General features: G+C 43.3%; 11 protein-coding genes. All 11 read left to right on the forward strand.

From position 1 onward, the window contains the following. Positions 1–58 precede the first annotated feature (58 nt). On the forward strand, positions 59–910 hold the full coding sequence (locus EKB01_RS00515) for a TPM domain-containing protein (RefSeq protein ID WP_167265243.1): 852 nt from the start codon (positions 59–61) through the stop codon (positions 908–910). Positions 911–1,070: 160 nt separating this feature from the next. Continuing rightward, positions 1,071–1,667, forward strand: a complete 597-nt coding sequence (locus EKB01_RS00520) for a LemA family protein (RefSeq protein WP_084852486.1) — start codon at positions 1,071–1,073, stop codon at positions 1,665–1,667. 132 nt (positions 1,668–1,799) lie between these two features. Further along, positions 1,800–2,090 carry a hypothetical protein gene (locus EKB01_RS00525; protein WP_167265245.1) on the forward strand — a complete coding sequence of 97 codons (291 nt, stop codon included), beginning with the start codon at positions 1,800–1,802 and terminating at the stop codon, positions 2,088–2,090. Positions 2,091–2,232: 142 nt separating this feature from the next. Beyond that, positions 2,233–4,746, forward strand: coding sequence for a preprotein translocase subunit SecA (secA, locus tag EKB01_RS00530; RefSeq protein WP_001274110.1), 2,514 nt, complete (start codon positions 2,233–2,235; stop codon positions 4,744–4,746). 79 nt (positions 4,747–4,825) lie between these two features. Beyond that, a complete protein-coding gene (locus EKB01_RS00535; RefSeq protein ID WP_084849217.1) occupies positions 4,826–5,857 on the forward strand; it encodes a 3-deoxy-7-phosphoheptulonate synthase in 1,032 nt (343 codons plus the stop codon). A 1-nt stretch (position 5,858) separates the two neighbouring features. Continuing rightward, on the forward strand, positions 5,859–6,890 hold the full coding sequence (locus EKB01_RS00540) for a 3-deoxy-7-phosphoheptulonate synthase (protein ID WP_167265247.1): 1,032 nt from the start codon (positions 5,859–5,861) through the stop codon (positions 6,888–6,890). Positions 6,891–6,934: 44 nt separating this feature from the next. Continuing rightward, positions 6,935–7,297, forward strand: coding sequence for a holo-ACP synthase (acpS, locus tag EKB01_RS00545; protein ID WP_057489321.1), 363 nt, complete (start codon positions 6,935–6,937; stop codon positions 7,295–7,297). After that, positions 7,287–8,390 (forward strand): alanine racemase, encoded by a 1,104-nt coding sequence (gene alr / locus EKB01_RS00550; RefSeq protein ID WP_167265249.1) that lies wholly within the window; start codon positions 7,287–7,289, stop codon positions 8,388–8,390. The genes acpS and alr overlap by 11 nt, the downstream gene beginning before the upstream one ends. Then, a complete protein-coding gene (gene recG / locus EKB01_RS00555; RefSeq protein ID WP_167265251.1) occupies positions 8,341–10,425 on the forward strand; it encodes an ATP-dependent DNA helicase RecG in 2,085 nt (694 codons plus the stop codon). Before alr ends, recG begins: the two co-directional genes overlap by 50 nt. A gap of 310 nt (positions 10,426–10,735) precedes the next feature. Beyond that, positions 10,736–11,218 carry a hotdog domain-containing protein gene (locus tag EKB01_RS00560; RefSeq protein WP_000894825.1) on the forward strand — a complete coding sequence of 161 codons (483 nt, stop codon included), beginning with the start codon at positions 10,736–10,738 and terminating at the stop codon, positions 11,216–11,218. A gap of 158 nt (positions 11,219–11,376) precedes the next feature. After that, positions 11,377–12,357 (forward strand): acetylxylan esterase, encoded by a 981-nt coding sequence (locus EKB01_RS00565; RefSeq protein ID WP_167265689.1) that lies wholly within the window; start codon positions 11,377–11,379, stop codon positions 12,355–12,357. The last annotated feature ends 4 nt before the right edge of the window (positions 12,358–12,361 follow it).

The following is a 12,361-nucleotide window of genomic DNA, read 5'->3' on the forward strand; positions in this document are numbered from 1 at the left end:
GTAAAAATCAAAATGCTATAATTCCTTAAATCAATTTTCCTTTATCAGGGAGGTTATTATGAAAAAAAGCAGATTATTTAAACATAGTTTGTTGGTTCGCTTGCTTGGGTTGCTGATGGTCTTTCTCTTCTTGTCAGCATTCACAGCACCTGAAAAACCTGAGTACGGGATCTATGACCCGGATCATTATTTAACGGATGAGACTATAAGTCAGATTCGGGAATTGAATAATGTAAATAGTAAAAAATCAGAAAAATTCCAGATGGGTGTTTACGTTGTGAAAAGCCTAGATGGAGAAACAATCGAGACTGTAGCCAATGAAACAGCTAGGGCTTGGAAAATTGGCTACTCGGGAGACAATCACGGTGTCTTGATTGTGGTAGCAGTCCAAGATAGAAAATCACGGATTGAAACCAGTAATAATGTGGCCGGTAAGATCACTGACTATCAGACCAATAGATTTTTGAAAACAGCACGACCTTACTTTCAAAAGGGAGACTACAGTAATGGAGTTCTTTCTATAGCAAACAATCTCAACTACATGTTTTATAGTGGATCGAGTACGCCTGCTTCAAGTTCTAAAAGTAGTTACGACTATACCACCAACTCTAGTCGCTTAAGGGAACTTGAAAGGTATGCTGGTGAGAATAGTTCTTCGAGACGTCATCGAAAAAGCAGTTCGAGCGACGGAGTTATCGGATTTGGAGTTTTCATTTACTTCATCGTGATGATTATCGGATTTCTATTTGGTGGTCGTGGTGGCGGTTCACATGGCGATGATTCTGGCGGTGGCTGGTGGGGCAGCGACTCATCAGACTCAGGTTCCTCTTGGTCTGATTCGGGCTCCGACTCATCTGGAGGCTGGGACGGCGGTGGCTTTGATGGCGGTGGTTCGTCTGATGACTGGTGAGTGATCATATATTACTCAAACCGATTTCTCCATACAGTAAGGTGACTCCTTTGCAAGAGTTTACTCCTTAATTAAAAATAAAAACAAAGTTTGGGAAATTGATTTAAAATCTGAGTATTTTCTCAGAAAAGTTGATAAAAGAAAGTGTTAAGGTTTTGATATGAAACAAAATAAAGTAATTCTCTCAATAGTGGCGATTTTCTTTGGACTACTAGTTCTGGGAAGTTGTTCCGCAGTTACGACCTATAATGGTCTGGTTGGTGAACAGACTAAGGTGGAGCAGGCTCGGGCCGATGTCTCGACAGCCCTCCAACGTCGTTCGGACTTGATTGGTAACTTGGTGGAGTCCGTTAAAGGACAAATGAATCATGAAACCGAAGTCTTTACCAAGATTGCTGATGCTAGAGCTAAAATCGGTAGTAGCTCAGTAACTTCGGAAGAAAACCAAAAGGCTCAGGGAGAGTTGAGCTCAGCTCTTTCCCGCTTGATTTCCTTGACGGAGAATTATCCAGAACTCAAGAGCAATCAAAATGTTGAGCAACTAATGGTCGAACTTTCAGGAAGTGAAAATCGTATCTTTGTAGCACGCAAGGATTATAATAAAGTCGCAGCCGAGTACAATCAAAAGTTGAGAAGTTTTCCAACCGTGCTTTTTGCGAATATGATGAACTTTAAAGAAGCGGAAACCTTTAAAGAAACAGAAGAAGCCAAGACAGTTCCTAAGGTCGATTTTGGAACATCTTCATCAAGTCAATAAAGTGAATCAGCCTATGAATAAAGGGATTTCTCTAGCGTGACTAGTGATTTCAAACCCGAACCTGGAAAGCTTTTTCCAGGTTTTTTTGGTATAATAAAAAGGAAGAGACAGTGACTGAAATGGAGGTTTGCTATGGAGAAAACAAAAGCCTTTCTTGAAGCGCACTACAAGAGATATATCCTTACGATTTGCTTTCTCTGGTTCCTCATGTTCTTTCTTCCTTGGGATTGGCAAATAGGAGGAGTTTCAGTATATTATTTCGTTATGAAAAAACTCTTCGTGGTCTTTGGTGTTTTATCTATCCTATACTCGGTGCTGATTAAAAAAATCAGTCTTCTCATCTTTGGTATCATCTTTTGCTTGGACTTCTGGATTAATCTCTTTTGGTATTTTGGGATATTACCTGCATTCTTGGGAAATTAAACATTAAAAAATGATGGACTAGACTGGCTTCTAGTCCTTTTTTCCCCTTGTGAAACAAGGATTCTTTCTTGAAAAATAATGGTAAATATGCTAAAATTAAAAGAACATTCTAAAATATTCAGAATCTAAAGTAAGGAAAATCATGGCTAATATTTTAAAAACAATTATCGAAAATGATAAAGGGGAACTTCGTCGTCTAGAAAAGATGGCTGATAAGGTTCTTAACTATGAGAGCCAAATGGCCGCAATGTCGGACGAAGAACTAAAAGCAAAAACTGACGAATTTAAAGAACGCTACAATAAGGGAGAATCACTTGATTCACTGTTATATGAGGCTTTTGCGGTAGTCCGTGAAGCAGCAAAACGTGTCCTTGGACTTTTCCCTTATAAAGTTCAGGTCATGGGTGGGATTGTTCTTCACCATGGTGACGTTCCAGAGATGCGTACTGGTGAAGGGAAAACCTTGACGGCGACCATGCCAGTGTACCTCAATGCCCTTGCAGGTAAAGGGGTTCACGTAGTTACTGTCAACGAATACCTGACAGAACGTGACGCGACTGAGATGGGTGAATTGTACTCATGGCTCGGTCTGTCAGTAGGGATCAACTTGGCAGCCAAATCTCCAATGGAGAAAAAAGAAGCGTACCTCTGTGATATTACCTACTCAACCAACTCAGAGATTGGTTTTGACTACCTTCGTGATAATATGGTCGTTCGTGCAGAAAACATGGTACAACGTCCGCTTAACTATGCCTTGGTCGATGAGGTTGACTCGATCTTGATCGATGAAGCCCGTACTCCTTTGATCGTTTCAGGTGCCAATGCAGTTGAGACTAGCCAACTCTACCACATGGCGGATCATTTTGTGAAGTCTTTGGACAAGGATGACTATATTATTGACATTCAGTCTAAGACGATTGGCTTGTCTGATTCTGGGATTGACAAGGCTGAGAGCTATTTCAAACTGGAAAATCTCTATGATGTCGAAAACGTAGCTCTTACCCACTTTATTGACAATGCCCTCCGTGCCAACTATATCATGATTCTCGATATTGACTATGTGGTTAGTGAAGAGCAAGAAATCTTGATTGTCGACCAATTTACAGGTCGTACCATGGAAGGTCGTCGTTACTCTGACGGCTTGCATCAAGCGATTGAAGCAAAAGAAGGTGTACCAATCCAAGATGAGACCAAGACTTCAGCTTCTATCACCTACCAAAATCTCTTCCGTATGTATAAGAAATTGGCAGGTATGACGGGTACTGGTAAAACAGAAGAAGAAGAATTCCGCGAAATCTACAACATTCGCGTCATCCCAATCCCAACCAACCGTCCAATCCAACGTATCGACCACTCAGACCTTCTCTATGCCAGTCTTGATGCGAAGTTTAAGGCTGTAGTTGAAGATGTAAAAGCTCGTCACCAAAAAGGTCAGCCGGTCTTGGTAGGTACAGTTGCAGTTGAAACGAGTGACTTTCTGTCTAAGAAACTGGTAGAGGCAGGTGTTCCTCACGAAGTCTTGAATGCGAAGAACCACTACAGAGAAGCGCAAATCATCATGAACGCTGGTCAGCGTGGTGCAGTTACTATCGCGACCAACATGGCCGGTCGTGGTACCGACATCAAGCTTGGTGAAGGGGTTCGTGAACTTGGTGGACTTTGTGTCATTGGTACAGAACGCCATGAAAGTCGCCGTATTGATAATCAGCTTCGTGGACGTTCAGGGCGTCAAGGAGACCCAGGGGAGTCACAATTCTACTTGTCTCTTGAAGATGATTTGATGAAACGTTTTGGTTCAGAACGTTTGAAAGGTGTCTTTGAACGTCTTAACATGTCTGATGAAGCCATCGAATCTCGCATGTTAACGCGTCAAGTTGAAGCAGCTCAAAAACGTGTTGAAGGAAACAACTACGATACTCGTAAACAAGTCCTTCAATACGATGACGTTATGCGTGAACAACGTGAAATCATCTATGCACAACGTTATGATGTCATCACTGCAGACCGTGACTTGGCACCTGAAATTCATGCTATGATTCGTCGTACCATTGGCCGAATCGTAGATGCACATGCTCGTTCGAAAGAAGATGAAAAACTGGAAGCAATCCTGAACTTTGCTAAGTATAACTTGCTTCCAGAAGATTCAATCAGCCGTTCAGATCTTGCAGGTCTGTCAGATCAGGCCATCAAAGATGAACTTTTCCAACGTGCCTTGAAAGTTTATGATAGCCAAGTTGCCAAACTTCGTGATGAAGAAGCAGTGAAAGAGTTCCAGAAGGTCTTGATCCTACGTGTTGTAGACAACAAGTGGACAGACCATATCGACGCCCTTGACCAGTTACGAAATGCTGTTGGTCTTCGTGGATATGCCCAAAACAATCCTGTCGTAGAATATCAAGCAGAAGGTTTCCGCATGTTTAATGACATGATTGGATCAATTGAATTTGATGTGACCCGCTTGATGATGAAAGCACAAATCCACGAACAGGAACGTCCTCAAACTGAACACAATATCAGTACAACTGCGACTCGTAATATCGCGGCGCAGCAGACTCAGCTTCCAAAAGATGTGGACTTGAGCCAAATTGGACGAAATGATCAATGCCCATGTGGATCAGGTAAGAAATTCAAGAACTGTCATGGTAAGAGACAATAATATGAGATAAGATACAGGCGGATACCTGGTAAAAATCATTTTTTGCTTGGTGTCCGTTTGCTTTATAAGGAGATGAATCATGGTATTTAAAGCTAAAAGTCCTAAAATTAACATTGAAGAAGTTCGCGCCTTGTCTAAATTAGAGGGAGCGGCTCTTGCGAGAAAAAATCAACGTGATCAGGAATTGGAAGCCATCATCCGTGGGGAAGACCAGCGTATTCTCTTGGTGATTGGACCATGTTCATCTGATAACGAAGAGGCGGTTCTCGAGTATGCCAAGCGTCTATCTGCTTTGCAAGAAGAGGTCAAAGACCGTATTTTTATGGTCATGCGTGTCTATACAGCTAAACCTCGTACCAATGGAGATGGCTATAAGGGCTTGATTCATCAACCAAATGCTAAAGAAGCACCTAGCTTGATCAATGGAATCAAGGCTGTTCGTCATTTACATTACCGCGTTATTTCTGAGACTGGTATGACAACAGCGGATGAGATGCTTTATCCTGAAAATCTTCCGCTGGTGGATGATTTGATTTCTTATATGGCTGTTGGAGCTCGTTCTGTAGAGGATCAACAGCACCGTTTTGTAGCGAGCGGAGCAGATTTTTCAACAGGATTTAAAAATCCAACATCTGGAAATCTCAATGTTATGTTTAACGGGATTTACGCAGCGCAAAATAAGCAGAGTTTCCTCTTCCTCGGTAAAGAGGTGGAAACGACTGGGAATCCATTGTCCCATGCCATTCTTCGTGGTGCCTTGAATGAATATGGCAAGAATATTCCCAACTACTACTATGACAATTTGATAGATACCATTGCCCAGTATGAAAAGATGGGCTTGGAAAATCCCTTTATCATCATCGATACCAATCATGACAATTCAGGCAAGCAGTATATGGAGCAAATCCGTATCGTTCGTCAGACTTTGATTAACCGTGACTGGAATGAGAAAATCAAGAAATATGTTCGTGGTTTTATGATTGAGTCCTATCTAGAAGATGGACGTCAAAATGAGCCAGAAGTTTTTGGTAAGTCCATTACAGATCCGTGTCTCGGATGGGACAACACAGAAGCACTTGTTCGAGAAATTTACCAAACGCTAGGAGAGTAAGATGGCATTTATCGAAAAAGGTCAAGAAATTGATATTGAAGCAATCAAGGCTGCGACCCAGCTGTCACCTGAAGCCTTGCGAAAAAAAGAAGCCCGTGATAGAGAGTTGGCAGCCATCATCTCAGGTGAGGACGACCGAATCCTTTTGGTGATTGGGCCTTGCTCTTCGGACAATGAAGAAGCAGTGCTTGAATATGCTCGTCGCTTAGCAGACTTGCAGAAAAAAGTTGCGGATAAAATTTTTATCGTGATGCGTGTCTATACGGCTAAACCTCGTACTAATGGAGATGGCTATAAGGGCATGATTCATCAGCCAAATACCAGCGAAGCGCCTAGTCTCATCAATGGTTTGCAGGCTGTTCGTCAGCTCCACTACCGTGTGATTACCGAAACTGGCTTGACGACAGCTGATGAGATGCTTTATCCGTCAAATCTCGTTTTGGTTGATGATCTGGTCAGCTACCATGCTGTAGGGGCTCGTTCGGTGGAAGACCAGGAACACCGCTTTGTAGCCTCTGGGATTGATGCTCCAGTTGGGATGAAAAATCCAACATCAGGAAATCTTGGGGTCATGTTTAATGCCATCTATGCGGCTCAAAACAAGCAAACCTTTCTTTACCACGGTCAAGAAGTGGAAACTTCAGGAAATCCTTTGGCCCACGTTATCCTTCGTGGTGCCATGAACGAATATGGTAAAAATGAACCCAATTTCTACTATGAAACCCTCTTAAATGCCATCAATCGCTATGAGACCATGGGACTTGAAAATCCCTTCATTATCATCGACACCAATCATGACAATTCAGGCAAGCAGTATATGGAACAAATTCGCATTGTTCGTCAAGCCTTGCTGAATCGTGACTGGAATGAAAAGATTAAAAAGACGGTTCGAGGCTTTATGATCGAATCTTACCTAGCAGATGGTCGCCAAAATCAACCAGAGGTCTTTGGTTGCTCCATAACTGACCCTTGTCTAGGTTGGGAAAATACAGTAGCCTTGGTAGAAGAAATTTATACTACCTTAACAAAATAAGTGAAAAGGATGGAGTTGGGGGAATCTCAGCTCCTTTTGTGAGTATGATAGTTGGACACGGAATTGACATCGAAGAATTGGCTTCGATAGAAAACGCAGTTACACGACGTGAGGGCTTTGCCAAGCGCGTGCTGACCCCTAAAGAAATGGAGCGTTTTGCCAGTCTCAAAGGGCGCAGACAAATCGAATACTTGGCTGGTCGCTGGTCGGCTAAGGAGGCCTTTTCCAAGGCTATGGGAACTGGTATTGGAAAACTGACCTTTCAGGATTTGGAAGTTTTGAACAATGAACGAGGGGCACCTTATTTTAGTCAGTCCCCATTTTCAGGAAAAATTTGGCTATCTATCAGCCATACAGATCAGTTTGTGACAGCCAGTGTCATTTTGGAGGAAAATCATGAAAGCTAGTCCACATAGACCAACCAAGGCTCTGATATATCTGGGAGCCATTCGACAAAATATACAACAAATGGGAAGTCATATCCCTAATGGTACGCTCAAATTTGCAGTAGTCAAGGCTAATGCTTATGGACATGGGGCGGTAGCTGTTGCAACGGAGATCCAGGATGTTGTTGATGGATTTTGCGTTTCCAATATCGATGAAGCTATCGAGTTGCGTCAAGTAGGTATAAACAAGAAAATCCTCATTTTAGGAGTTTCTGAAATCGAAGCTGTTGCTCTAGCTAAAGAATACGACATCACCTTGACAGTGGCAGGATTGGAGTGGATTCAAGCGCTGTTAGACAAGGAAGCAGATTTAACTGACTTGACTGTCCATCTCAAGATCGATTCAGGAATGGGACGAATTGGTTTTAGAGATGCCAGTGAAGCTGATCTGGCTCAAGACTTGCTCAAGCAACATGGTGCTCGAGTTAAAGGAATTTTTACCCATTTTGCGACTGCAGATGAGGAATCAGATACCTACTTTAATCAGCAGTTAGAATGTTTTAAAGCTATTTTGGCAAGTATGAAGGAAGTTCCAGAGCTGGTTCATGCCAGCAACTCAGCAACGACCCTCTGGCATGCAGAGACTATTTTCAATGCGGTTCGTATGGGAGATTCCATGTATGGTCTCAATCCAAGTGGAGAGGTTCTGAACTTGCCTTATGAGTTGACTCCAGTCTTGACCTTGGAGTCTGCTCTGGTTCATGTCAAGACAGTTCCAGCTGGAGCTTGCATGGGCTATGGAGCCACCTATCAGGCGGATAGCGAGCAAGTCATCGCGACCGTGCCAATCGGCTATGCGGATGGTTGGACACGAGATATGCAAAATTTCACTGTCTTGGTAGATGGACAAGCTTGCCCAATCGTCGGACGAGTATCTATGGACCAAATCACTATTCGGCTGCCTAAGGTTTATCCGCTCGGAACAAAAGTAACCCTGATCGGCAGCAACGGTGACAAGGAAATCACAGCTACTCAGGTAGCTGCCTACCGCGGCACTATTAACTATGAGGTCGTTTGTCTCCTCAGCGATCGCATTCCAAGAGAATATTATTAAAAAAAGAAAGGAGTGGAGCATGAATCTACATCAACCCTTGCATGTCTTACCTGGCGTGGGGCCAAAGTCAGCAGAGAAATACGCTAAACTAGGAATTGAAAACTTGCAAGACCTCTTGCTCTACTTTCCTTTCCGTTATGAAGATTTCAAGACCAAGCAGGTCCTAGATCTGGAAGATGGGGAAAAGGCGGTTCTGTCTGGTCAAGTCGTGACTCCTGCCAGTGTTCAGTATTATGGTTTCAAGCGCAATCGTCTGCGCTTTAGCCTCAAGCAGGGAGAAGTCGTTTTTGCGGTGAATTTCTTTAACCAGCCCTATCTGGCTGATAAGATAGAGTTGGGTGCAACTCTTGCTGTCTTTGGAAAATGGGACCGTGCCAAGGCCAGTTTGACTGGGATGAAGGTTCTAGCTCAAGTGGAAGATGACCTCCAGCCGGTCTATCGTCTGGCTCAGGGAATCAGTCAGGCCAGTCTGGTCAAGGTCATTAAGACAGCCTTTGATCAGGGGTTGGACCTCTTGATTGAGGAAAATCTTCCCCAGTCTTTACTTGATAAATACAAACTCATGTCCCGTTGTCAGGCTGTCCGTGCCATGCATTTTCCCAAGGATTTAGCAGAATACAAGCAGGCCCTTCGTCGGATCAAGTTTGAGGAACTTTTTTATTTTCAGATGCAGTTGCAGTCACTCAAGTCTGAAAATAGAGTTCAGGGAAGCGGTCTGGTTCTGGATTGGTCTCAGGAAAAAGTGATAGCCGTTAAAGAAAGTCTGCCTTTCGCCCTGACTCAAGCTCAAGAAAAGAGTCTGCAGGAGATTTTGACCGACATGAAGTCGGACCACCACATGAATCGTCTCCTACAAGGGGATGTAGGGAGCGGAAAAACGGTGGTTGCTGGTTTGGCCATGTTTGCGGCGGTGACGGCTGGCTATCAGGCGGCTCTCATGGTGCCAACAGAAATCCTAGCAGAGCAACACTTTGAGAGTTTACAGAACCTTTTTCCAGACTTGAAACTGGCTCTCTTGACAGGTTCCTTAAAAGCTGCAGAGAAAAGAGAAGTCTTGGAGACCATTGCCAAGGGTGAGGCTGATTTGATTATCGGAACCCATGCTCTGATACAAGATGGGGTGGATTATGCTCGTCTTGGTTTGATTATCATCGATGAGCAGCACCGTTTTGGTGTGGGCCAAAGGCGTGTTCTGCGGGAAAAAGGGGACAATCCAGATGTCCTCATGATGACGGCGACGCCCATTCCACGAACCTTGGCTATCACAGCCTTTGGCGATATGGATGTTTCCATTATCGACCAGATGCCAGCAGGGCGGAAGCCCATTGTGACTCGGTGGATTAAGCATGAGCAGTTGCCTCAGGTCTTGACTTGGTTAGAGGGAGAAGTTCAAAAAGGTTTTCAAGCCTATGTCATCTCTCCCTTGATTGAAGAATCTGAAGCTTTGGATTTGAAAAATGCCATTGCCTTATCTGAGGAGTTGATAGCTCATTTTGCCGGCAAGGCTGAAGTAGCTCTTTTACATGGGAAGATGAAGAGTGATGAAAAAGACCAGATCATGCAGGATTTTAAAGAGAGAAAAACGGATATTCTGGTTTCGACGACGGTTATCGAGGTCGGGGTCAATGTTCCCAATGCGACAGTTATGATTATCATGGATGCCGACCGGTTCGGTCTCAGCCAGCTTCACCAGCTCAGAGGTCGTGTGGGTCGGGGGGACAAACAGTCCTATGCTGTTCTCGTTGCTAATCCCAAGACGGACTCTGGGAAGGACCGCATGCGCATCATGATAGAAACGACTAATGGATTTGTCCTTGCGGAGGAAGATTTGAAAATGCGTGGTTCTGGAGAGATTTTTGGAACCAGACAGTCAGGACTTCCAGAGTTTCAAGTGGCTGATATTATCGAAGATTTTCCGATTTTAGAAGAAGCCAGAAAGGTTGCCAGCTACATTAGTTCGATAGAAGGTTGGAAAGAGGATCCGGAGTGGCGCATGATTGCTCTCCACTTAGAAAAGAGAGAACATCTGGATTAAGCCTTTTCTAAGAAATCTATAAGCTAGCTTTTAGGTTTGGGTCTTATACTAGAGTCATCAAAAAGAAACGAGGACTCTCACATGACTATTAAAGTAACCTACCAAAAGAAATATCAGACTTTCAAACTAGAGAAAGGAGCTAGCACCTATTGATAACCAAAGAGCGGAAACGCTCTTTTTATTTTTATAAAATAGTCGACTATAAATCAAACTTAGTCGAGTGATAAAAAGATATTAGTCTCCAAGCCTATTTACTCTTTGACTGAAGCTTGATATAATTGCCCCATCTGAGTAAAGAGGAGTGAAAAGAATGTTAGAAACAAGAACGATTGCTATACAAGATAGGTATGGAGAACGATTTCAGCATTGTTGGGGATGTGGTCCCAAGAATGATTTAGGCTTACATTTAAAAACCTATCCAAGTATAGATGGAAAAAGTTGTATTAGTCGGATAAAGCTTGAAAATGCTTATACTGGTGGAGTTCCATCAAATGTCTTTGGAGGAATGATAGCGACTATTTTTGATTGCCATGGCACGGCCTCAGCAGCTTGGTTTGCCCATCATCAAAAAGGGTTGGAACTGACGAAATCAACTGTGATAGGACGTTTTATTACTGCTCACTTGGAGATTGATTACCTTAGTCCTAGTCCAATTGAAGATGAAATTGTGGTCACTTCTACTCTGGAGGAATTAGGGGAAAGAAAAGCAATTATTGCTATGGAGATGACAGTGGCTACTAAAGTCCGTGCCAAAGCCAAAATGGTAGCAGTTGCTGTGAAGGATCATATGTAAAACGGAAGATTAGAAGTTTAAGATTTTAAAACTACTTTCAGGCGATAGGTTTGAGGAAAGAGAATCTAAAATCACTTTCTATTTAGCATTCTTTCTTGCATTGCTTTCCTAGATATGCTAGAGTTATGATAGCGATTACAAAACAAAAGGAGCATGCTATGAAAAATCCAGCTTTGTTAGAAGAAATCAAGACCTATCTAGGACGGGATGAGGTTCCAGAAGATTTTGATGCTTTCTGGGATGAAGAGGTCAAAAAAGTTTCATCTCTTCCAGCCTGCCAGTTGGAGGAAAGAGATTTCCATATTCCCCAAGTCAAGTGCTATGAGCTAAACTTTGAGGGAACAAATGAAGGCAAGGTCTACGCACGCGTCGTCCTTCCAAAGAGTGAGGAGAAAGTTCCGTTAATCTTCCATTTCCATGGTTATATGGGACGTGGCTGGGACTGGGCTGATATGCTGGCCTATACTGTGGCTGGTTACGGTGTTGTTTCCATGGATGTGCGGGGCCAGTCGGGCTATTCTCAAGACGGCTTGCGCTCTCCACTAGGAAATACGGTTAAGGGGCATATCATCCGTGGTGCTGTTGAAGGTCGGGACCACCTCTTTTATAAGGATGTCTATCTGGATATTTACCAGTTGGTTGAAATTATTGCCAGTCTGCCTCAGGTAGATGAGAAAAAACTTTCCAGCTATGGTGCGTCACAAGGAGGGGCCTTAGCTCTGGTTGCAGCAGCGCTCAATCCTCGAATTCAGAAAACAGTTGCCATCTATCCTTTCTTGTCAGACTTTAGACGGGTGCTCGAGATTGGCAATACCAGTGAAGCCTATGACGAACTCTTCCGTTATTTCAAGTTCCACGATCCCTTCCATGAAACAGAGGAGGAAATCATGGCGACCCTTGCCTATATTGATGTGAAGAATCTTGCCCATCGTATCAAAGGAGAGGTCAAGATGATTACGGGCTTGGATGACGATGTTTGCTATCCTATTACCCAGTTTGCGATATACAACCGTCTGACTTGCGACAAGGCCTATCGCATCATGCCTGAGTATGCTCACGAAGCCATGAATGTTTTTGTCAATGACCAGGTTTATAACTGGCTCTGTGGTAGTGAGATTCCTTTTAAGTACGTAAGATAATGAA

Origin of the sequence: Streptococcus sp. CCUG 71758, assembly GCF_011714815.1 — a bacterium.
Classification (GTDB): domain Bacteria; phylum Bacillota; class Bacilli; order Lactobacillales; family Streptococcaceae; genus Streptococcus; species Streptococcus halitosis.